The 22,395-nt window shown below is 52.9% G+C and carries 22 protein-coding genes; 13 read left to right on the top strand and 9 right to left on the bottom strand.

What is annotated here, in order from left to right; translation table 11 throughout:
- The first annotated feature begins 623 nt into the window (after positions 1-623).
- The 4 genes from ABWP27_RS03770 to ABWP27_RS03755 all read left to right on the top strand — a co-directional run bounded on the left by ABWP27_RS03770 (position 624) and on the right by ABWP27_RS03755 (position 3,721).
- On the top strand, positions 624-1,241 hold the full coding sequence (locus ABWP27_RS03770; protein ID WP_353153554.1) for a hypothetical protein: 618 nt from the start codon (positions 624-626) through the stop codon (positions 1,239-1,241).
- Positions 1,242-1,340: 99 nt separating this feature from the next.
- Positions 1,341-2,141 carry a histidine kinase gene (locus ABWP27_RS03765; RefSeq protein WP_353153551.1) on the top strand — a complete coding sequence of 267 codons (801 nt, stop codon included), beginning with the start codon at positions 1,341-1,343 and terminating at the stop codon, positions 2,139-2,141.
- A gap of 45 nt (positions 2,142-2,186) precedes the next feature.
- On the top strand, positions 2,187-2,444 hold the full coding sequence (locus ABWP27_RS03760; protein ID WP_353153549.1) for a transposase: 258 nt from the start codon (positions 2,187-2,189) through the stop codon (positions 2,442-2,444).
- 200 nt (positions 2,445-2,644) lie between these two features.
- Positions 2,645-3,721 carry a GlxA family transcriptional regulator gene (locus ABWP27_RS03755; protein ID WP_353153546.1) on the top strand — a complete coding sequence of 359 codons (1,077 nt, stop codon included), beginning with the start codon at positions 2,645-2,647 and terminating at the stop codon, positions 3,719-3,721.
- Positions 3,722-3,833: 112 nt separating this feature from the next.
- Here the strand turns inward: ABWP27_RS03755 and ABWP27_RS03750 are convergent, their stop codons facing one another.
- Together ABWP27_RS03750 and ABWP27_RS03745 are read right to left on the bottom strand one after the other, a co-directional pair.
- Positions 3,834-4,529: a DUF4197 domain-containing protein gene (locus ABWP27_RS03750; RefSeq protein ID WP_353153544.1), complete on the bottom strand. Its 696-nt coding sequence runs from the start codon at positions 4,527-4,529 to the stop codon at positions 3,834-3,836.
- A gap of 54 nt (positions 4,530-4,583) precedes the next feature.
- On the bottom strand, positions 4,584-5,510 hold the full coding sequence (locus tag ABWP27_RS03745) for a DNA ligase (protein WP_353153541.1): 927 nt from the start codon (positions 5,508-5,510) through the stop codon (positions 4,584-4,586).
- A gap of 232 nt (positions 5,511-5,742) precedes the next feature.
- Between ABWP27_RS03745 and ABWP27_RS03740 the strand changes: the two genes are divergently transcribed.
- Both ABWP27_RS03740 and ABWP27_RS03735 read left to right on the top strand, forming a co-directional pair.
- On the top strand, positions 5,743-6,861 hold the full coding sequence (locus ABWP27_RS03740; RefSeq protein WP_353153538.1) for an amino acid ABC transporter substrate-binding protein: 1,119 nt from the start codon (positions 5,743-5,745) through the stop codon (positions 6,859-6,861).
- A complete protein-coding gene (locus tag ABWP27_RS03735; RefSeq protein WP_353153535.1) occupies positions 6,852-8,921 on the top strand; it encodes a putative bifunctional diguanylate cyclase/phosphodiesterase in 2,070 nt (689 codons plus the stop codon). Before ABWP27_RS03740 ends, ABWP27_RS03735 begins: the two co-directional genes overlap by 10 nt.
- Before the next feature lie 64 nt (positions 8,922-8,985).
- Here ABWP27_RS03735 and ABWP27_RS03730 read toward each other — a convergent pair whose 3' ends face one another.
- Together ABWP27_RS03730 and ABWP27_RS03725 are read right to left on the bottom strand one after the other, a co-directional pair.
- Positions 8,986-9,585 (bottom strand): DUF924 family protein, encoded by a 600-nt coding sequence (locus ABWP27_RS03730; protein ID WP_353153532.1) that lies wholly within the window; start codon positions 9,583-9,585, stop codon positions 8,986-8,988.
- Between the two features lie 80 nt (positions 9,586-9,665).
- Positions 9,666-9,863, bottom strand: coding sequence for a YjfB family protein (locus tag ABWP27_RS03725; protein WP_353153529.1), 198 nt, complete (start codon positions 9,861-9,863; stop codon positions 9,666-9,668).
- A gap of 300 nt (positions 9,864-10,163) precedes the next feature.
- On the opposite strand from ABWP27_RS03725, the gene cls reads away from it, so the two are divergent.
- Both cls and ABWP27_RS03715 read left to right on the top strand, forming a co-directional pair.
- Positions 10,164-11,555 (top strand): cardiolipin synthase, encoded by a 1,392-nt coding sequence (gene cls, locus ABWP27_RS03720; protein WP_353153527.1) that lies wholly within the window; start codon positions 10,164-10,166, stop codon positions 11,553-11,555.
- A 120-nt stretch (positions 11,556-11,675) separates the two neighbouring features.
- Positions 11,676-13,235 (top strand): sensor domain-containing diguanylate cyclase, encoded by a 1,560-nt coding sequence (locus tag ABWP27_RS03715; RefSeq protein ID WP_353153524.1) that lies wholly within the window; start codon positions 11,676-11,678, stop codon positions 13,233-13,235.
- Positions 13,236-13,408: 173 nt separating this feature from the next.
- On the opposite strand, the gene ABWP27_RS03710 is transcribed toward ABWP27_RS03715, so the two are convergent.
- The 5 genes from ABWP27_RS03710 to ABWP27_RS03690 form a co-directional block, all read right to left on the bottom strand.
- Positions 13,409-14,110, bottom strand: a complete 702-nt coding sequence (locus ABWP27_RS03710) for an ABC transporter ATP-binding protein (protein ID WP_353153522.1) — start codon at positions 14,108-14,110, stop codon at positions 13,409-13,411.
- The gene (locus ABWP27_RS03705) at positions 14,107-14,919 is read right to left on the bottom strand and encodes an ABC transporter ATP-binding protein (RefSeq protein ID WP_353153519.1); all 813 of its coding nucleotides are present in this window, start codon (positions 14,917-14,919) and stop codon (positions 14,107-14,109) included. Before ABWP27_RS03705 ends, ABWP27_RS03710 begins: the two co-directional genes overlap by 4 nt.
- Positions 14,868-16,142 carry a branched-chain amino acid ABC transporter permease gene (locus ABWP27_RS03700; RefSeq protein WP_353153596.1) on the bottom strand — a complete coding sequence of 425 codons (1,275 nt, stop codon included), beginning with the start codon at positions 16,140-16,142 and terminating at the stop codon, positions 14,868-14,870. The genes ABWP27_RS03705 and ABWP27_RS03700 overlap by 52 nt, the downstream gene beginning before the upstream one ends.
- Positions 16,143-16,152: 10 nt before the next feature.
- The gene (locus ABWP27_RS03695) at positions 16,153-17,100 is read right to left on the bottom strand and encodes a branched-chain amino acid ABC transporter permease (protein WP_353153516.1); all 948 of its coding nucleotides are present in this window, start codon (positions 17,098-17,100) and stop codon (positions 16,153-16,155) included.
- Positions 17,101-17,196: 96 nt separating this feature from the next.
- The gene (locus tag ABWP27_RS03690; protein WP_502905312.1) at positions 17,197-18,453 is read right to left on the bottom strand and encodes a branched-chain amino acid ABC transporter substrate-binding protein; all 1,257 of its coding nucleotides are present in this window, start codon (positions 18,451-18,453) and stop codon (positions 17,197-17,199) included.
- 195 nt (positions 18,454-18,648) lie between these two features.
- On the opposite strand from ABWP27_RS03690, the gene ABWP27_RS03685 reads away from it, so the two are divergent.
- Genes ABWP27_RS03685 through ABWP27_RS03665 form a run of 5 tightly spaced genes read left to right on the top strand, consistent with a single transcriptional unit; the run spans position 18,649 to position 22,288 of the window.
- A complete protein-coding gene (locus tag ABWP27_RS03685; protein WP_353153514.1) occupies positions 18,649-20,151 on the top strand; it encodes a protein adenylyltransferase SelO in 1,503 nt (500 codons plus the stop codon).
- Positions 20,148-20,561: a peptide-methionine (R)-S-oxide reductase MsrB gene (msrB, locus tag ABWP27_RS03680; protein ID WP_353153512.1), complete on the top strand. Its 414-nt coding sequence runs from the start codon at positions 20,148-20,150 to the stop codon at positions 20,559-20,561. Before ABWP27_RS03685 ends, msrB begins: the two co-directional genes overlap by 4 nt.
- A 5-nt stretch (positions 20,562-20,566) precedes the next feature.
- Positions 20,567-21,187: a septation protein A gene (locus ABWP27_RS03675; RefSeq protein WP_353153510.1), complete on the top strand. Its 621-nt coding sequence runs from the start codon at positions 20,567-20,569 to the stop codon at positions 21,185-21,187.
- Positions 21,184-21,453: a BolA family protein gene (locus ABWP27_RS03670; RefSeq protein WP_353153507.1), complete on the top strand. Its 270-nt coding sequence runs from the start codon at positions 21,184-21,186 to the stop codon at positions 21,451-21,453. Before ABWP27_RS03675 ends, ABWP27_RS03670 begins: the two co-directional genes overlap by 4 nt.
- 58 nt (positions 21,454-21,511) lie before the next feature.
- Complete coding sequence (locus tag ABWP27_RS03665) at positions 21,512-22,288, top strand: peptidylprolyl isomerase (RefSeq protein ID WP_353153505.1); 777 nt, start codon at positions 21,512-21,514, stop codon at positions 22,286-22,288.
- Positions 22,289-22,395: the final 107 nt, after the last annotated feature.

The raw sequence follows: 22,395 nt of genomic DNA, 5'->3' as shown, positions 1-22,395 counted from the left end.
GTGGCCGTCTTCAATGCAGCTTGCATGCTGTCGTTTTTATCTTTCCCCACTCTTGTTCGCAGCGCATTTTCGTCTGTGCTTGTGCACTGAAACGCCTGCATCAGCGACATAATTTCCACCCTGTTCCTGCGACGAAAAGCGTCGCTCGCCTCGGCGGCTCCTCTGTATTCCGTCTTTGCTGCAATGTCCGCACTTCTGCCTTGTCTCCCTCGCACAAACAACTTTTCACTGTGTAGAAAACACTTGAAAACTTGCAGCAAAAAAATAAATTTCAGAGAAATTGCACAACAAGAATATCCAGTATCGAATTTACTTTTTTCGTACGACAACATAAGCGCATGCCGCCATCAGTTTTGATCTTCACGCCATTTAGATGAAGCGAATACCTAAACAAAAGCGCCATATACATCTGTCTGAAGTAGACAAGGTTTTGTCGTTAAGAAAAATATCTGGCGTCCTATTATCAATCCAATCCAAACGAAACCAGACAAGCACTGGCGCACATGGATTAACCCGAATGACAGGTATCAGAATCGTTTTTTAAAACATATCTGCCAGCCGGAACCTATATGAAAGAGACATCAAGGTACTGACATCCATCCATCCATTCAGGAGAATCAAAAATGAAACGTCACATCATTGCAGTAGCCATTACATCATTGTTTGCCGTCTCAGCGTATGCCGGTAACTATGGCGGCTATACACATAATTTCCAAATGCCAGCACGTACCGCAAATGCCGTTTCGGTTGGCGGCGCTGGCGGCTCAGGTGGCGGTGCAGTTTCAGGCAATGCCACAGGCGGCTCCACTACCGGCGGCACAGCAGTCGGTGGCAATGCATTTCAAATTAATAAAGGCGGTGAAGCTAATACCGGCGGCAACCTGACGGCGGGTGGCAGCACGAAATCCTTCGGCGGCACTACCACAGCAGGCGGCAACTCGAGCAATGCTGTCGCCGGCGGTGGCGGTGGAAGCAGCAGCTGGGGCTATCACAAACCAAGTGGCGGCGGCCATGCCAACTCAGGCAACGCCGGTAATGAGCAGAAATTCAATGGCAATTCATTGGCAATCGGCGGCGACACAGGGTCGTCCACCGGCAATGCAAATGCTTCGGCCAGCCACAATGACAACGATGCCGGCGATGCCAAGTCGATCACAATTGGCGGCGACACTTGGACTGGCAAGGCAATTGGTGGTGACGGTGGCAATGGCGGCGCATCCGGCGCATTTGCACACAACTAATCACCAAACCAAGCGGGCGATTGATGAGATCACCCAAAAACAGAGAGGAAGGAAACTTTCTCTCTGAGTTTCAGGAACAACCATTGCGATGGAGCAGCCATGAAAAGCAAAATTCTAGGTGTGCTGGTAGCCTCAATGTTCGCTTTGCCAGCGTGGTCGGGAAACACACATCACGGCTCCGGCTCCGGTTCAGGTTCAAGTTCAACATCTTCGTCGTCCTCCGCAACAGGTGGGGCCGGTGGTGCAGGCGGTAGTGCAACTGGCGGTGCGGCAACCGGTGGCGCGGCAACTGGCGGCGCATCGAATGTAAACGTTTCGGTTAACACAGGTTCCGGTGGCGGTGGCGGTGGCGCATCACCAGCCGCAATCGGTGAGGTAGGTGCACCAGGCAGCAGTGCCAACAATACCAAAGCCACAGTCAATTACGGCGGCAGTTATGAAGTCAAGAACGTGCCTAGCACTATCGCACCATCGCTTACCACAACACTTTCTGATACCTGCATGGGATCCGTCTCGGCCGGAATATCGGCTGTCGGCTGGGGCCTGTCGGGCGGCACGACGATGGTTGATGAGGCGTGCGTACGTCGCCTTGATTCGCGCGAATTCCGTGCAATGGGAATGAATGATGTGGCACTCGCGCTGCTATGCCAAAGCGATGCCAATCGCAAAGCTGTTGAAGCAACCGGACGCTCCTGCCCCAGCACTGTCAAGGCATCCGAAGCGCCTCCTCCAACGCTTAGTCTGGCACCACCCAAACCTGTGGAGCAGGCAGCTCCAGTAGCGGCTTTAGCACCACCGACTGAAGCAACAACCTCTCCAGTCATGCTGGATCAACCTGAAGTAAGTACGCCTGAAGTAAGTACGCCTGCACTCAGTCAACCCGCAGCAGTTGAAGAATGATACGGCCCGACTACCGGTAACAGAACAGAAATCAGAGAGCACGTGATGAAGCGGACTACCACCAGCGATCAGATTGCAGCGGCCCTGAAACAGGAAGAACTGGGTATGCCATTGGAAGACGTGATTCGGCAGGCAGGCGTTTCCGAACACACTTTTCTTAACTGGAAGAAACGTTACAGCGCTTTGCCAGGATTTCCACAGGATTTGAAATTTTTACAGGAAGAGAATGTCAGACTCAAGCAAATTGTTGCGGAGATGGCGTTGGAAAATGCCCGGTTGAAAGATGCACTGGAAGACAAGTAATAAAAACCACGAATATGCGTTTAATTAACACAAAAAATATAGGCTAATTAAAACACATGGAGTAGTCTCATGGCTCAAAGTAAAAGTAACTACTTCGCTTGCCGCTACTCCACACTATGGGAAGCAGCAATATTAACAACAAATAACTTTCTTTCAGGAAATCAAACAGGGAAAAAAAGAACTTATCGTTGGAGGGCAAGATGGAAGTGATGTCATTCAAAACACTGGCATTGACCGACTATTCTCGATCGATCAAACATATAGGCATTATTGTTTTTGAAGGAGTGATTCTGGCTGATGTCATCGGCATTGCGGATGTCTTCGGCGTTGGCGACAAGCTTCTTTCTTCCATATACGTAGGCGAGACAGGCTACGCCATATCATTGCTATCTCTCCAGGGCGGCATCATAAAATCTTCCGCCTCGGTTCAAATCATGACATCTCCATTGCCAGAGCACGACAATCATTCATTTGATACTCTGCTCATCGTCAGCGGCACTGGAAATTTCGACGCTTATCGCGATCCCGCACTGCTCTCCTGGTTGCAAAAAGTCAAAGGCAATGTGCGTCGCATTGGCGCCATCTGCACCGGTGTATTCGTCATGGCCGCAGCCGGCCTGCTCGACAATCGTCGTGCGACCACACACTGGGCATTGCAGGATAAATTGACGCAGGAATTCCCGAAAATAAAAATCGAACGGGAAGCGACAATGACAGAAGACGATGGCATTTTTACTGCAAGCGATATCGGCATGGCTGCAGATCTTGCCTTGCATTTTCTGGAGGCCGACTTGGGTCCCAGCGTTGCAAAGCGAGTTGCAGAGAGCCTGTTGATTTGTCAGCGGCGGCGGGACAGTCCACCTCCGACACGTCCCGTAAAACAGGCCGAGACAAGCAAAAACAATAAAATCCAGCAAGCCTCACGCTGGTTTGCAGAACACATGGCAGAGCCGATCAATATCCTCAGTGCTGCAAATTTCGTATCAATGAGCGAGCGCAATTTTCAGCGCCAGTTCAAACGCGGAACCGGATGGACACCGCACGAATTTTTATTACATCTACGACTGGAAGCGGTGCGACAACAGCTGGCGGAAACGGATTTACCGGTCGACAAAATTGCACGCCGCTGCGGTTTTTTAAGCGGCGAACATGTTGCCAAATTATTCCGCAAGCACATGTCCATCTCACCTGGCGAGTATAGAAAAAACGAACGTTCGGTACAAAAACCGCTTTCCTCAACTGCACCGCAACAGCAACAGCAACAGCAATTATTATGATACTGCCTGCCCATCACCTGTCGTCAGCAATATCCTGCTACCGGAATCAGATCTCCGGTCAACTGTTGTGGCCTCCCCCTGCCATTTGATACTCCCCGCCTTTGCTCCAGCGTTACTTCATCGCTCCAAACACCTTGCCCAGAATTGCACTGCCGGTGCCTATCGGATCAGCGCGTATCGCCTTTTCTTCCTCGGCAATGATCGTGTACAAACCATCCAGCGCACGTTGCGTGACATAACTTTCCACTGTCGACTCTTCTTTTGACACCAGCCCGCTTGAACTGGCCTTGCCCATCAGTGCGTTATATTGCGGCGACAAGCCATTGCGATCGGTAATTTTTTTCACCACAGGCAGAAATTTTGCCGTCAAGGGCGTAGCTGTTTTTTGCCGGAAGAAATCGGTAACGGAAGTTTCGCCGCCGCTCAGAATATTCTTCGCATCGGTAACCGACATCGATTTGACGGCATCCAGCAACAGCGGCTTCGCCAAGGCGACGGCAGATTCCGCAGCGTGATTCATCGATACCTGCAGCTCATCAAGCTTCTTGCCCTGTCCTGTCATGCGCAGGATGGGCATGGCTTTTTCCAGCACGCCCGGCAAGCCGATTTTTACCTTCTCATTATTAAGGAAGCCATTTTCAACGCCGAGTTTGGAGACAGCCGCACTCGCACCTTTTTCCAGCGCCGCCTTGACACCGCTGCTGGCATCCTTGCTGCTGAGGTCCGCCAGCGAAACAGCGCCTGCAAGAGAACTGGCGCACACCAATGTAATGGCCGCAGCCGTTTTGCATAAAGAGGAAATCGACATGATGGCTCCGTGAACAAGTAAGGACGATGAGTGTTGATGATCAATATTAGCCTATCATTTGGATGGCTGGGTTATATCTTCCCGCACCCGCATGAAACTGGCAAAGCGCGGAATGCCGCTGCGGTTTTTATCCCGATATCGATACGTTACCCAACTACCGATGGCCGGCGGCGACGCGCGTTGTGCGTCGCTGAATCCGGTGCCCAGCCGAAAACGCTGACCGCCTGGCATTTCCACCAGCAAGGCACCGAGCCGCCCCTGATGTTTTCCCTTACCCGGCACATGCGCGACCACCCTGGCTTCAGCGTCTTCATGCAGTTTCAACTTCAGCAGATCATCATTGCGCGCAGCGCGATACAAGGAGCCGCCGCGATGCAGCATCAGTCCTTCGCCACCGGCTTTCACGGTTTTTTGCAACAGTGCCTGCAAGGCCTGCTCGTCGTGCACCCTGATTTGCGGCACCGCCTGCACCCATGGCAACGCGAGTTTGGCAACGAGCGTTTGCAGCGCCGGCAGACGATCGTCGAAGACTCCACCATGCAAGGGCAGATCGAACACCATGAAACGCATATTGCGCCAGGCAGCGTCATCCGGTTTTTGCCGTCGCGCAGTCGATACCGCCTCGGCAAAACGTCCGCGTCCGGCCCATAGTTCGCCGTCCAGTGCGACCTGCGGCCAGCCTGCGGTAAACCACACCGGTGCATGAATGCGCTCGCCACCGCGCGTGAGAAATTGTTCACCATCCCAATAGGCGCGAATGCCATCGTATTTTTCGCTGACCCAGTAAGCTGATAAATCAACATTGCGGTGATAGCTGTTTGCCAGCATCAGCGGTGTAAGGCCGGATGTTCCGTCTTCAGCAGACGCGCTGGATGGCACCATAACCAGGGAAGCGGCGAGCGCCAAGCCGGCAGAAACGCTCGTGAAGATCGCAAACAGTGGTGTCACGTACAAGGTGAAGGCAAACCGGCATCGATGCATGATATTTTCTTTCCCCCGCTCCGACAGCAAGAACCCGTATTCACTTGATGATCCGCATGCAAGCAGACAGTGGCGCCCATCATAAACGAAGCACACTGTGGCTTAAAAGATACTGGCATTACATTGCACCAGGAAAACTATTCAAGTACCCTCTCCAAAGGTTCCTAGTCTTCATAGGTGCAATTGCATGCGCTACAGTCTGCGGTACCGAATACTACTCGTCATACTATTTTTGCTTACGCTTGGGGTATCGGGACTGGCCCGGTCTGACGACGTCATTCATCTCGGCGTCACAGTAAGCAAGACAGGAAAATACGCCGAGCTGGGCGCCATGAATGAAAAGGCATACCGTCTGTGGGAACGCGACGTCAATCGGCGCGGCGGCCTGCTTGGCAGGCAGATCAAAATCACCATGCTGGACGATAAAAGCGATGCCGAACTCGCCAGCAATCTTTATCGACGCCTCATAGTCGGCGACAAGGTGGATCTGGTACTCGGCCCCTATTCCAGCGACATCACCGAAGCCGTCTCCAACATTACCGAACAGCATCACATGCCGCTGCTGGCATCCGGCGCATCTGCTGATACGATCTGGCAACAGGGGCGCAACTATGTATTCGGCATCTATGTCACCAGCAGTAAGTATTCAGTCGGCTTCCTCGAGCTGCTCGTCAAATCCGGCATTAACCGGATCGCCATCGTGGCGGCCGACGATTCCTTTGCGCAAAGCATCAGTGTCGGCACAGCCGAATGGGCAAAGCGCTATGAATTACAGACGGTCTTTTCAGGAACCTTCAAGAAAGGTTCCACAGATATTCGCAGCAGCATCCAGGCTGCCCGATCAGCCGGTGCCGAGGCGGTGATTGTCGCCGGCCATTTTGACGATGCGATCAACGGACGCCGTGCCTTGAAGGAGATAGGCTGGACACCCAGGGCCTATTACGCCACCGTCGGTCCGGCAATACAGAAATTTGCCGATACGCTGAAGGAAGACGCAGACTACACCTTCTCGACTTCACAATGGGAACCTACACTGCCTTATCCGGGGACGCGCGAATTTTCACAGGCTTTCCGTGAAGAATACGGCATCCTGCCCTCCTACCATGCGGCCAGCGCCTACGCCTCCGGACAGATTCTTGAAGCAGCCATACGCAAGATAAAAAGCATAGACCGCGAAAAACTCCGCCATGCCTTATCCAAACTGGATGTCATCACCGTCATGGGACGTTACGGCGTGGATGGAAACGGCAGACAGATACGCCATTTCACTACAACCGTGCAATGGCAAAAAGGGAAGAAGGAAATCGTCGCACCGCAAGAACTGATAACAGCCAAGCCCGTATGGCGATAGAAAAGAAAAACACCACGCTTGCCAGCAGCCTCTACTTCCGCATTCTGGCGCCTGTCATTCCTATCATCATCTTGATGGTGATACTCGGCGCTACCGTTTTTTCGTTTGGACTGCGCACCGTCTCGCACTATGCAAACGAACGGATACTGGATGATCTTGAGCGCAATTCCCGCGAGCTGTACAACATTTGCGATACCGTATTGCAGAATCTGCTGCTGGACGGATTTGCCGATACCCAAGCAGAGATGCGCGTACACAAGGGTAACGCGCTTGGAAAAATAGAAGAATATGCACACGAGCACGATCTGCAGGTGCTGGTACTGGAGTCAAATCGCGGCAAAATACTGTTGCAACAAACAGCATTGCCGCCGCAAAAAATCATTGCAGATACAGCCGAAGAAGGTGACAAGCCGTTCGTGAAAATCGGCTACGAAGACGTCGATTACTATGCGCATCAATTCAATTTTGAATTATGGGACTGGCGCGTCATCATTCTCAGGGATGGCAGAGCCTATGAAGCGTTTGCCAGCACAATCCGACAGGGCTATATCGTTATCGGTCTCATCCTGATGATCATCAGCGTGATGCTGGTACTCTACTTTCGCCGCGTCATTCACAAGCCGGTACGTACCATCATTGCTTCCATTCAGAGCAATGGAATGCCGGATTACAAGGGCATTTACGAATTTGAATTTCTCAGCAACGTCATCCGCGAAGCAAAACAGAAAGAGCAGGAAAAACAGGTCGAGATGTCCTATCAGGCATCACATGACGAACTGACCGGTCTCATCAATCGACGGGAATTCGAGCGATGCCTGCAAAATTCCCTGCATGACATTCAGACGCAACACGGCACGCATACCATTCTTTATCTCGATCTCGATCAATTCAAGATCATCAACGATACCTGCGGCCATCATGCCGGCGATATCCTGTTGCAGCAATTGACCAGAGTACTGAAAGACAAGCTGCGCGAGAACGACATCCTCGCGCGTCTGGGCGGAGATGAATTCGGTGTGCTGCTACGCAACTGCCCACCTGCACCTGCACTGCGCATTGCCGAATCACTGCGTCAGACCGCCAGCGAATTTCGTTTTGCCTGGAACGACAAACTGTTTTCGATCGGCACCAGCATAGGCTTGCTGACTTTCTCTGATGACGAACTCACGCTCAACGAGATCCTGAGCATCGTCGACGGTGCCTGCTATCTGGCCAAGGACAAGGGCCGCAACCGCATTCATGTCTGCAATCCTGACGATGGCGAGTTAATTGAGCGCAAAAGCCAGATGGGCTGGGTCGCGAAAATATCAAAGGCACTTGAAGAAAACCGCATGGTTCTGTTCAGGCAAACGATCGCCCCACTGCAACCATCGCAACAGAAAATCGTTCATTTTGAAGTGCTGCTGCGCATGCTGGATGAAGATGGCAAGCTGCTGCCACCGTCTTTCTTTCTCCCCGCAGCAGAACGCTACAATCTGATGACCAGCATCGATTTCTGGGTCATTAAAACGGCATTTGCCTACTATCGCGACTTCTGCACCGATCCGGCGGTAGCCTATACCTGTTCGATCAATCTTTCCGGCGTGACAGTGGGCGACGAACGCCTGATCGCCTATATCCGCGAGCAGTTTCAGGTTTCCGGCATTTCACCTTCCGGCATCTGTTTTGAAATCACGGAAACTGCAGCCATTGCCAATCTCGATCGCGCCGTAACGCTGATGCAGGATTTGCAGCAGATTGGCTGCCGTTTTGCGCTCGACGATTTTGGCAGCGGCATGTCCTCTTTTGGTTATCTGAAAAAATTGCCTATCGATTTCATCAAAATCGACGGCAGCTTTGTAAAAGACATGATGCATGACCGTATCGATCGTGCAATGGTGGAAGCCATCAACAACATCGGCCATGTGATGGGCATCCAGACCATTGCCGAGTTTGTCGAAAATGAAAAAACAAGGAATGCGCTGCAAGAGATGAACGTCAATTTTGCACAGGGTTACGGCATCGGGAAACCTGAACCATTGCACAAGCTGCCGGAACAGATTGTGGAAGTGCACAGTTAAACCGGCTTCTGCATCATGCGCCGGTCACAAGCGACACTAGCCTTGTCAGTGTGACAAACCAGAATTAAAAGGAAGAACCTGCCGTTTGCAAAAACGCCTGTTCGTCTGCCGTCGATGTGCGCCCGAGAATGGCATTCCTGTGCGGGAAACGACCAAAACGTGCAATGACGTCGCGATGACGGATCGCAAAATTCCTGAAACCGGCAAACATAGTCTGCTGATTCTCGGGCACTTCATTGCACAGATGCTGAAACAGCTCCACTGCCCGCTTCTGATCGACCAGCGATTCGGAATGTTCAAGAGGTAGATAAAGAAACACACGTTCGACAGGACGAAGCCGGCGATCATCGCCCTGCTCCAACGCCTGCCTGCACAAACGCAAAGCCTGTTCATCGAATGAAAAGGAGGCAGGAAGGCCGCGATACATATTGCGTGGAAATTGATCAGTCAACAGAATCAGCGCCAGCAAACCGCGTGGACTTGCGCGCCATTCATCAAGTGCGCCCTGTGCCGCGGCGGCTGTACAGGCGGAAAACCGGGTGTTGATCTCTTGATCGACAGCGCTATCCTTGGCCCACCAGAGTTGCTTTTTTTGTTCTGCCACCCGTGCATCGTCACTCTCCGTGCCGAACCAGAAGGCAAGTATTGATTCTGCAGTTTCCATCGTCACTTCCACTGTTGGTATTGAAACTGCAGATGCGGACGCACCAGGCTTATATCAAGCGTTCCGATCCGATGCCTGCATCAGGCCTTCGTATTGATATGGTTGCCCAGATGCGCCGGCAGCGCTGCGGACGATGTTTTAGCTACAGATTCGATCAGGGCAAGCGCCGACGATCCTTGCATGTCGAGCGCCTTTTTGAGAACGGTTACAGATACATCCATATCGTTACGCTGTTGCGCCATGCTTGTCGCCAGGCTGGCAATATTACTCACATCCATATGCACCCCTATCAATACGCCGGGAACAGCGCTTCATATCTATTATCGGCATGCGTCTGAAATTCTTTAAACCTGTCGTATATGCGTGTAATGCGGAATGCAGTGCGGGAACGCCGCAAGGAATGTCATGAAGAATGCAGCAGACATGTACTAAACGTTTCATCATGGAACGTCACGCGTCAAAAAATTTTAAACGTTGCCAACTTTTCAATGAAATCGCTGTCTCATCCATGGCAATTTCTATTGCGCTGCGCCGGCGCTGATCATGTCGAACTATCTAAAAAGGCAGGCACAACAATGATGCGACATTTTTTATACGTTCGCGCACTCATCAAATTTTCACTTGTGGCGCTGTGTTTTTCCTTGAGCGCCTGCGCTTCACTACCCGAAGTGCGCTATTTGAAAACCTCGCTGCAGCCGCAGGATTCCGCCACGATACAAACAGCGTCAGGCACTGCATTATCAAAACAAAAAACCGAATCCCTGCTGGCGCAAAAACTGCGCAGTGCAAAAATAGATTTGCCGGAACTGGTAGCGCTGGAAGAAGCGGCGACCGGCAGTCCGTTGATCGCCGGAAATAAACTGACTTTGCTGAACGACGGCCCGCAAACGATGTCTGCAATGATGACGGCAATCAAGACCGCCAAAGACCACGTCAATCTGGAAACCTATATTTTTGGCGATGAGGGTTTGGGCGAAGAGTTTGCCGATCTTCTGATCCAGAAACAGCGCGAGGGCGTACAAATCAATGTCATCTACGACAGCATAGGTTCCATCAAGACGAAACCCGAATTCTTCCAGCGTTTGCGCGATGGCGGCGTCAATCTGCTTGAATACAATCCGGTCAATCCATTCAAACGGATGATCTCCTGGCGTTTGAACAATCGCGACCATCGCAAGATACTGATCGTGGATGGCATGATTGCTTTTACCGGCGGCATCAACATCACCGACGATTATTCTTCCAGCTCGCTGTTCCGTTCGCGTTCCAGAAGCCGCTCGAACCTGGGTTGGCGCGATACACATATTCAGGTCGAAGGCCCGGCAGTCGCCTCCTTGCAGTGGTTGTTCATGCAAACATGGGTAAGCCAGAAGACCGACGATCTCGCCGCACGAAAATATTTTCCGCCGTTGAAGCCGGTGGGCGACAAAATTGTGCGCGTCATCGCCAGCACACCGGATGGTGATTATGAAATCTACAAAGCGTACATTCTCGCCATGCAGGAAGCGAAACTATCCATCCACATTACCAATTCCTATTTTGTACCCGATGCGCAAATGATAGAGGCGCTCACCAAGGCGGCGCAACGTGGACTGGATGTGAAAATCGTCTTTCCCGGCGTCTCCGATGCCGGCCTGGTCATGCACGCCGGCCGTTCGTTTTACAGTCAATTGCTGACAAGCGGTGTACGGATATTTGAATTGCAGGCATCTGTGCTGCATGCCAAGACCGCCGTCATCGATGGCTACTGGTCCACCGTCGGCTCGACCAATCTCGATATGCGCAGTTTTCTGCACAATAGTGAAGTCAATCTGATTGCTCTCGATCAGGGCTTCGGCTCCATCATGGAAAACGCCTTCAATGAGGATGTAAAGAATTCAATCGAGGTGACCAGCGAAAAATGGGAACAGAGACCATTTTCCGACCGGCTCCACGAATGGATCGCACGCCGCTTTGAATACTGGTTATAGTTTTTCGGCAGCATGCCGAATGTGAACAATCGTAAATCGTTGCATGGGAAGCAAGGGTCGCCGGAAAAATACCATCTGGCGTGAACTATAATTGCCTAACTCCAGACATCGATATTTATTTTGACCGTTGCTCCCTCTTCTATCCGCAAACCGAAACGACTTTCCCTCCAGGCGACGCTGACCGTCTTTATCGTTCTCGTAACTGCTTTGCTGCTCAGCATTCTTGCATTGAATGGCTGGTATACACGTGCCGAAAAAATACGCGAAATGGAAACCGCGACCGGCAATATGGCAAAGGCCCTGGCCCAGCATGCCGAAAATACAATAGGCGGCATCGATAATCTGCTGGTCAGCATGGTAGAAATGCTGGAGCACGATTCCTGGAACCAGCAACACCCCGAGCGCATGAATCAGTTCCTGAGTCAGCGCGTAGAGAGTTTACCGCCGCTGCACGGCCTGTTCGTCTACGATGAGCACGGTCAATGGATAGTCAATTCGCAGAAAATCCTGCGTACCGACTTGAATAATGCCGATCGCGAATACTTCATCTTTCATCGTACCCATACTGATCGCGGCCCTCATCTCGGCCCACCAATACGCAGCCGCTCAACCGGTGACTGGATCATTACCGTATCGCGCAGACTGCAGCATGCCGATGGAAGTTTTGCCGGCGTCGTGCTGGCAACCATCAACATGCAGTATTTCGTCAAATACTATGCAGGTTTTGATATCGGCAAGTCTGGCGCCATCGCGCTGATAGCAGACAACGGCACCCTGCTGGTACGGCGCCCCTTCGATGAAGCAGTGGTCGGGAGCGATATCAAAAATGGTTCGGTCTATCGCTTCTACAAGCGTCACGGTCCTGCCGGTACTGCAACCCTGACTTCCGGGATCGATAACATCGAACGGATTTACAGTTATCGTCATCTCGATGATTACCCTCTCCTGATTACGGTGGCGCAGTCCAGAAATGAAGTGCTCGAAAGCTGGCGCAACAGCACCATGCGCTTTGTTTTTTTCAGCGCGATTGTCATTGTCTTGCTGTGGTTGCTGGGCGCACGTCTGATCCATCAGATTACCGTGCGCGAACGGGCGCAGTCCGAGTTGCGCACGGCACGTGACGATCTTGAAAGAAGCAACAGCGAACTGGCCGCATTGGCATTGCTGGACGGCCTGACCGGACTGGCCAATCGGCGCCGTTTCGATGCTGCACTGGATGATGAATTCGCACGTGCCATGCGCAATCAGACGCCGCTCGCGCTGATCATGCTGGATGTCGATCACTTCAAGAAATACAACGATCATTACGGCCATCCGCAAGGCGATGAATGCCTGAAGAAGGTCAGCAAGATATTAAAGACAGCAACGGCACGCACCGGCGATCTGGTTGCCCGCTATGGCGGTGAAGAATTTGTCATCCTGTTGCCCGGCACGGATATGACCGGTGCAGCCGCAATCGCCGAGCGCGTGCGTCTGGCAATTCAGGCATTGAACATCGAACACACAGAAATACCGGGCGGAGTCGTTACCGCCAGCCTGGGTGTCGCGAGCCTCATCCCGCAACGCAAGCAGAATTCGTCGCAGCAACTGGTACAGGCAGCAGATCAGGCCCTGTACAAGGCGAAGGAAGGCGGCCGTAATCAAAGCTGTATCAGCACGCCAGCCAGCGTCAACAATTAGGCAATATCGGCCACGCTTCAAGGTAATCATGCGTCGGCCAATTCCATAATTGGCACGAGACTTCGGCCTGTAACCCTGGAAGCGGACATGCAAGGCAGCGCCATGCATCAAACCCTGCTGGCCGCATACGACAAGCTGTTTGCAGCCTGCATCGAAGTTTTTTCAGCGACGCTTCAAATTGCCAGCCATTCCTTGCGTATGACGGCATCGGAGCGTAGCGCTTGCGGCGTACCTTCAAACACGATCCTGCCGTGCCCCATCACATAGACACGCTGTGAAATATCCAGCGCGATCGCCAGTTTTTGCTCTATCAGTAAAACCGCTACGCCACGCTGCGCCAGCTGTTTCAGGAAATCGGCCAGCAGCGCCACCATCTGCGGCGCCAGACCTTCAGTCGGCTCATCTATCATGATCAAATCCGGATCGCCCATCAGGCTGCGGCACAGCGCCAGCATTTGCTGCTCGCCACCGGACAGGACGCCAGCTGCCACATGCCGGCGTTCTTTCAAGCGCGGGAAAAGACGATACATATCATCCGCATGCCAGCGCGTATGCCGACTCTTTTTTTCACCCAGCAGCAGATTTTGCGCAACCGTCAAGGTAGGGAATATTTCACGGTTCTCGGCGACATAAGCCAAACCTTTGCGTGCAATCTCGAAAGTTTTCAGGCCGAGGATTTCTTCACCCTTGAAGCGGATGGAACCAGTCGCCGTCGTCAGCCCCATCGCTGCCTTCACCGTGGTTGAGCGTCCAACGCCGTTACGGCCGAGCAGACTGACAATCTCGCCTTGATGCAACATCAAATCAACACCGTGCAATACGTGACTTTTGCCATAGTAGGCATGCAGATTTTCGATCTCAAGCAATGCGCTCATGGCCGCTCGCTTTCAATTGCATTACCCAGATAGGCTTGCTGCACTTGCAGATTATTGCGTATGGCCGGCGGCGTATCGCAGGCAATGATTTCACCATGCGCCAGCACCGCAATACGATCGGCCAGATTGAACACCACATCCATATCATGTTCGACCATCAGCAAGGTTTTACCAGTCGTTACCTTGCGTATCAACGCGACCATCGCTTCGGATTCGGAACGGCTCATGCCGGCGGTCGGCTCGTCGAGCAAAATCACTTGCGCATTACCGGCGATGGTGATGCCGATTTCCAGTGCGCGCTGTTCCGCATAAGCGAGCAAACCGGCTTCGATATGCCGTCTTCCCTGCAAGCCGATTTCTTCCAGTATCTGTTCGACGCGTTGATGCACGTCTTGCAAGCCGTTCAGGCGCTGCCAGAATGAATAGCGGTAACCGAGCGACCACAACACGGCGCAACGCAGATTTTCAAGCACGCTCAAACGATGAAAGATATTCGTGATCTGGAAACTGCGCGCCAGTCCAAGGCGATTGATCTGATGCGGCTTGCGCCCGGCGATGCTCTTCCCGTGCAACAAAATATCGCCACCGCTCAAGGCAAAGCGGCCGGAAATCAGATTGAACAAAGTGGATTTGCCGGCGCCATTCGGCCCTATCAATGCACAACGCTGGCCTTGTGCAATCTGCAAATCTGCGCCGCAGATGATGTCCGCATTGCCGAAATTCTTGCTCACTCCGACGAGTTCCAGTGCCGGCGTCTTCACGGCTGCACCTGCTGCACGGCTTCCATTTCCATCTGCGCGCTGTGCCATGCGTGCAGGAATTTCCTGCGCGTGCCCAGCCATGCCGCCCAGCCAGCGATCATCAAAGCACCTGCCAGCAGCCAGCCGTACACGCTGGAAGTATCGATAAAAAACCCGCACAACTGCATGATGCTGCCGTTAACCGCATGCAAACTCAGGTGATACGACATTTCGACCAGCAATACAAAACCGCTGGTGAACAATAATCCGCTGCACGCAGCGAGCGCCAGATGCGGCAACAAGACAGCGACTTTTCCATGCCTTGCCAGACGCGCAAACTGCACCAGCAAACCTGCCATGCCGCCCGGCGCAAACATCACGATCAGCATGAAAAACACGCCGATATAAAGTTGCCAGGCATTGGTAAAACCAGACAGCACTGCCATTAAAAATACGCCGGCAATGGCGCCTATGATGGGGCCGAAGAAAAAACCTGTACCCCCTATGAAGGTGAAAAGCAGCACCACACCAGAGCGCAAGGCACTGACATTTTCTGCGCTGACGATTTCAAAATTGATCGCTGTCAAGCCACCGGAAATACCGGCAAAGAATGCTGACAGCATCAGCGTCAGATAGCGCACCCATTGCGGGTTGTAGCCTATGAATGCTGCACGCTCCGGATTGTCGCGTACCGCATTGATCATGCGTCCCAGCGGCGTCTGCGTGAAGGCAAACATCGCAACCGTGCTGACGAACAGCCAGAATGCAATCAGGTAGTACACCTGGATTTGCGGCCCGTAACTGATCCCCAGAAAAGGTTCGCCAATTACGCGATTGGCCGAAATTCCGCCTTCGCCACCAAAGAATGTCGGCAACATCAGCGAACAGGCGAATACCAGTTCCACGATGCCCAGCGTAATCATCGCAAAGGTAGTGCCGGATTTTTTCGTCGTCACATAACCGAACAGCGCACCGAAAAACATCCCGGCCAAACCGCCCACCAGAGGAATCAGCGCAACCGGAATAAACAGGCTGCCGGCCGAGGCAAAATTGAGTGCGTGGATCGCACAGAACGCTCCCAGACCGGAGTACACGGCATGGCCGAAGGACAGCATGCCGCCCTGCCCCAGCAACATGTTGTACGACAAGGCAAAAATCACGAAGCTGCCCATCTGGCACAGTATCGACAGGGATGCGCCCTGGCTGAAAATCAGCGGGGCGATCAGCAGCAGCAACGCAAAACCGCCCCAGATGATCCAGCGCGCCAGGCCGGGCTTGCACATTGCCGACATATGCATCGCGCTAGCCTTCTCTCGTGCCGAGCAAGCCTTTCGGCCTGAAAATCAGTATGAGCACCAGCAGCAGATATGGCAAAACAGGTGCAAGCTGTGCGATCGTCAGCTGCATGAAGTCATGCGCAAATGTGGCTGCACTCATGTTCACGCCGAATGCGTTCAGCACATGCAGCAGGGAAAAATCCAGCGCAACCGCAAAGGTTTGCAGCACGCCGATCAACAAGGATGCCAGCAAGGCGCCGCTCAGCGAACCCATGCCGCCCACTACCACCACGACAAAGATGATGCTGCCCAGCGCATGCGCCATGCCCGGTTCGGTCACGAAGGCATTGCCGCCGATCACGCCGGCCAATCCCGCCAGTGCGCAGCCGCCGCCGAATACCCACATGAAGACGCGCGGCACATTGTGGCCCAGTGCTTCCACCATCTGCGGATGCGTCAATGCCGCCTGAATCACCAATCCGATACGCGTGTACTTCAGCGTCACGTACACGGCCACCAGCATCAGCATGGCAATCAGCATCATGAAGGCGCGATAGACAGGGAAAGTGCTGGTGTAGAGAGTAAACAATGAACCCTGCAGTTCGACAGGAATGGCATACGGCAGCGCAACGCGGCCCCACAGCAGTTGCACCAGCTCGACGATCACATAGGACAAACCGAAGGTAAACAGCAACTCGGGAATATGACCGTACTTGTGCACCTTGCGCAAACCGTAGCGCTCGACCAGCGCGCCCAGCAATCCCACCGCCAGCGGCGCCAGTACCAGCGCCGGCCAGAATCCGATCGCGCTGCTGATGCTGTAAGCCAGGTAGGCGCCTAACATGTAGAAACTGGCATGCGCAAAATTCAACACGCCCATCATGCTGAAAATAAGCGTCAGTCCGGACGACAGCATGAACAGCAGCAAGCCGTAACTCACTCCGTTGAGCAACGAGATCAGCGCAAATTCCAAGTACCTTCACTCCCCTGTTCGACGCAACACAATTCAGCCGCCATGCAGACGCAACGACACGAAGCACTGGCACTCACTACCTTGACTGCACACTGATTATTTGAACGGACGCTTCATCTGGCATGAAGTCGGCTGGGCTGCTACATAGGCCTCGATTTTTTGATTGGTGCGCCAACCGTAACCGGTATCTTCCTGATCGAAGCGGACGTCGGTATTGTTTTTCTTCACCCATGTCGCTATGTATAAAGGCTGTTGCGCCTGGTGATCGGCTTTGCGCATTTCAACTTCGCCATTCAGGCTTTTTACCTTCATGCCTTCCAGCGCCAGCGCCACCTTCAGCGGATCGGTGGAAGCGCTGTCCCGGAATGCCTGCCCGAGCATGACCATGATGGTGTAGGACGCCATCGCATAGTAATCATCGTTATATTTTTTCTTGAATTGCTCGATGATGTCCCTGCCTGCATAGGTTTCATTATTCAGATTCCAGTACGCCACATATTTGACGCGATCCAGGCCTGCTGCACCCATCGCCGTCGGTACGCCGGTCGTTGCTGCGTAATATGTGTAGAAATTCGCCTTCAGGTCCGCATCCCTGGCGGCCTTGATCAGCAAAGCCAGATCCGCGCCCCAGTTGGCGGTGATGACGGTATCGGCGCCGGCAGCCTTGATCTTGGCGACATACGGAGAAAAATCCTTTACCTGGCCAATGGGATGCAAATCGTCGCCCACGATCTGAATATCCGGCCTTTTGCGCTTCAGATAAATCCGCGATGAACGCGACACTTCCTGTCCCAGCGCGTAGTTCTGCCCGATGACATAGACTTTTTTGATTGCCGGATCCTGCGCCATGTAACTGGTCAGCGACTCCATCTTCATTTCCGAGTGGGCGTCGAAGCGGAAGTGCCAGAAACTGCATTTCACATTCGTCAGCACCGGATCGCCGGCCGAATGATTGAGGAATAACACTTCCTTGCCAGGATTCCGTTCATTGTGTTTGTTCACCGCATCGATCAGTGCCAGCGCGACGCCGGAACCGTTGCCCTGCGTGATGTAGCGATAACCCTGATCGATGGCGGACTTCAACTGGATCAGCGATTCCTGCGGACTGCCCTTGTTATCGAAACCGACCACTTCTACAGTATGTTCTCCGCTCCATTTTTTCTGGTTAGACAGCGCGGCTATCGTCTGGAAACTGCGTAACAGATTTTGCCCGACCGGCGCAAACGGCCCGGACAGCGGATCGATGAAAGCAATTTTCACATTCTCGGCAAGTGCGCAGGAAGCCGCGCAGGCAAGAAAAAAAGCAGCGCCTAATTTCAGGCTCGATTTCAGAAAGGGAGTACGCATGGCCATCTTGTATTCTTTTAGGCAATAACGACCGTTTTTATACCATATATAGAGAGTGTCTTTCCAAAAATACAACTTGAAAACCATCTATTCTGTCCCTGCTGCATGTCATTTCCGCTTCTCTGTCAAAATACGCGCTTACTTACTCGCTTACTTACTGTCTCAATGCATATCCGGCTTCCCGCCGTTCAAGGAATTGACATGAATGCCCCCATACCGCATACGGCTTGCCATTTGAATGATTTGCCGCTTGCCAATTCGTTTGCATCCTTGCCGCCTGCACACTACACCGCGCTGATGCCGACACCTCTGCCGGCCCCTTATCTGGTATGCGCCAGCGCTTCTGCTGCAGCCCTGATCGGGCTGGATTCGTCCTGTATCAACGACGCAGCTTTCATAGAAACCTTCACCGGCAATCGCATCCCCGATGGCTCCAAACCCTTGGCAGCCGTATATTCAGGCCATCAATTCGGCGTATGGGCCGGCCAGCTCGGCGATGGCCGCGCCATTCTGCTCGGCGATGTGCCAGCCCCCGCGATTATTCCCAGCGGCAGGCTCGAATTGCAATTGAAAGGCGCAGGATTGACGCCCTACTCGCGCATGGGCGATGGCCGCGCCGTGCTGCGCTCATCGATACGTGAATTTTTATGTTCGGAAGCAATGGCCGCGCTGGGCATACCCACTACGCGTGCGCTATGCGTAACCGGCTCCGACCAGATCGTGCTGCGTGAACAGCGCGAAACCGCTGCGGTCGCCACGCGCATGGCGCAGAGCTTCGTGCGTTTCGGCTCGTTCGAACACTGGTTTTACAATGAAAAACACGATGAACTGAAAACGCTGGCCGACTATGTAATCGCGCAGTTTTACCCCCAATTCCAGGCCGCCGAAAATCCTTACAAGGCACTGTTGACCGAAGTCACGCTGCGCACTGCACAGATGATCGCGCACTGGCAGGCCGTCGGCTTCATGCACGGCGTGATGAATACCGACAATATGTCGATACTCGGCTTGACGCTGGACTACGGCCCCTTCGGCTTCATGGAAGCCTTCAATGCCACGCATATCTGCAACCACACCGATCAGCAGGGCCGCTATTCGTATGCGCGTCAGCCGCAGATCGGCGAATGGAATTGCTATGCGCTGGGCCAGACCTTGCTGCCCTTGATCGGCGATGTAGATGAAACGCAGAACGCGCTGCGGATTTACAAACCGGCCTATGCTGAAAAATTCGCAGAACTGATGCGCGCCAAACTCGGCCTGCAAACGCAGCAGCCGGATGATGGCAAACTATTCGACGCGCTGTTTGCCGTTCTGCAAGGCAGCCATGCCGACTTTACGCTGTTCTTCCGTCGTCTCGGCGAGTTGCGCATCGGCCAGCCGGCCAGCCGCGAAGCCTTGCGCGACCTGTTCATAGACCGCGCCGCGTTTGACAACTGGGCGCTACAATACGAGCTACGCCTGCAACTGGAAAACAGCGACGACGACGCCCGCAAGCTTGCAATGCACGCGGTCAACCCCAAATACGTTTTGCGCAATTACCTGGCGCAAATCGCCATCGAAAAAGCGCAGAACAAAGACTTTTCCGAAGTAGCCAAACTATTGCAGGTGCTGGAAAAACCGTTTGACGAACAGCCGGAAAACGAAAAGTACGCCGCCTTACCGCCCGACTGGGCCAACGACCTGGAAGTGAGTTGTTCATCATGACTGAAAAAGTAATCAAGACCGACGCCGAATGGCGCGCCATGCTGGACGATGAAGAATACGATGTCACACGCCACGCGGCGACTGAAGCACCGTTCAGCGGCCGTTACTGGGATCATCACGAACATGGCATTTACACCTGCGTCTGCTGCAATACGCCGCTGTTTGCATCGGATAGCAAATTCGATTCCGGCTGCGGCTGGCCCAGCTATTTCACCGCGCTCAATCCCGCGAATGTGAAGGAAAAAATCGATCGCGCCTATGGCATGATACGTACCGAAGTCATCTGTAATGTATGCGATGCGCATCTGGGACACGTCTTCAACGACGGCCCGCCGCCAACCGGCCTGCGTTATTGCATCAACTCGGCATCCCTGCGCTTCGACGCCGCACCTGATCTGAACGAAAGCTGATCCACATGAAATTCCTGTTCGACCTGTTCCCCGTCATTCTTTTTTTCGCCGTCTTCAAATGGGGCGAAGGCAATGCCGATGCCGCACAGGCATTCGGCCAGCAATTTCTGTCCGGACTGGTTTCCGGCGGACAAGTCACGGTCGCGCAAGCGCCTATCCTGCTCGCCACCGCCATCGCCATCATCGCCACCATTTTGCAAATCGGCTACCTGCTGTCGCGCCGTAAAAAAGTTGATGGCACGCTGTGGTTGTCGCTGGCAATTATCGTGTTTTTCGGCGGCGCAACGATTTACTTCCACAATGAAACCTTCATCAAGTGGAAACCTACCGTTCTGTACTGGTGCTTTGCTGCCGCCCTGTTATTCAGCCAGATGTTCCTGAATAAAAACCTGATCCGCACCATGATGGAAAAACAGATGTCGCTGCCGGATGGCATATGGCGTCGTGTCAATCTTTCCTGGGTCGCCTTCTTCATCACGATGGGCTTGCTGAACCTGTATGTTGCCTTCAATTTTTCCACCGCCACCTGGGTGAATTTCAAGCTGTTCGGCGGTATGGGATTGATGTTTGCATTCATCATCGTACAAAGTCTGATGCTGTCCAAATATCTGAAAGAACCGCAATGAGTACACGGATGGAACGCATACGGGAACGGCTGCTTGAAACTTTTGCGCCACTGGAATGTCAACTGGAAGACGAGTCCGCATTGCATGCAGGACATGCCGGTGCGGCATCTGGTGGCGGTCACTTTCGCTTGCGTATTATTTCCGCTCAGTTTGAAAAACAGAGCCGGATAAAACGTCATAGGCTGGTGTATGATTGCCTGGATGACATGATGCACACAGAAATACATGCGTTAGCCATTACTGCTTTGGCGCCATCCGAACTTTGACGTGCGCCGTAAATTGATTGTCGTACTTCTCTAAAAAATACTTCCATTAGGAATTTATATGATCTTAAAACCTGCTCATCTGCTGGTCGCATTATTTGTATCCGCTGCACTGCCTGCAATGGCACAAAATCTGGCCGTGGTGAATGGCAAACCGGTACCGTCTTCACGTGCAGATATCATGATCAAACAAATGGCTGCGCAAGGTCAGCAAGACACACCTGAACTGCGCGCCATGGTCAAGGAAGAACTGATCAACCGCGAAATCCTGATTCAGGAAGCCGACAAGCTGGGCCTGGGTACACAGGCAGACGTCAAAAGTCAGGTGGAAATCGCCCGCCAATCGATCCTGATCCGCGCGCTGGTTGCCGACTTCCTGAAAAAGAATCCGGTCAAGGATGCTGACATCAAGGCTGAATACGACCGCTTCCGTGCACAAGCCAGCGACAAGGAATACCACGCTCGCCACATCCTGGTTGAAAAAGAAGATGATGCAAAAGCCATCATTGCCAAGCTGAAAGGCGGCGCCAAGTTTGAAGAGCTGGCCAAACAATCGAAAGATCCTGGTTCGGCCGGCAATGGCGGCGATCTGGATTGGGCAGCGCCAGCTGCATTCGTCAAACCTTTCTCGGATGCGATGGTTTCACTGCAAAAAGGCCAGTTGTACGACACACCGGTTAAAACCCAATTCGGTTACCACGTGATCAAGCTGGATGACGTACGCGCAGCAAAAATCCCGACTCTGGAAGAAGTCAAACCGCAAATCGCAGAAGGTCTGCAACAGAAAAAACTGCAGGCATTCCAGCAGCAATTGCGTGCCAAAGCGAAGATTCAATAATCTTCTTCAGGCATGAAAAAAGGCGCTCTTCGGAGCGCTTTTTTATTGTCTTTTGGTTTAGCTGGTGTTGATGCTTATATTTCTTCGATGAAGCTCAGTTGCCGGGG

The sequence above is a fragment of the Herminiimonas fonticola genome (assembly GCF_040395855.1).
Classification (GTDB): domain Bacteria; phylum Pseudomonadota; class Gammaproteobacteria; order Burkholderiales; family Burkholderiaceae_D; genus Oxalicibacterium; species Oxalicibacterium fonticola_A.
The sequence above is the reverse complement of the archived record's forward strand: the minus strand, read 5'-3'. Positions and strand labels throughout refer to the sequence as shown.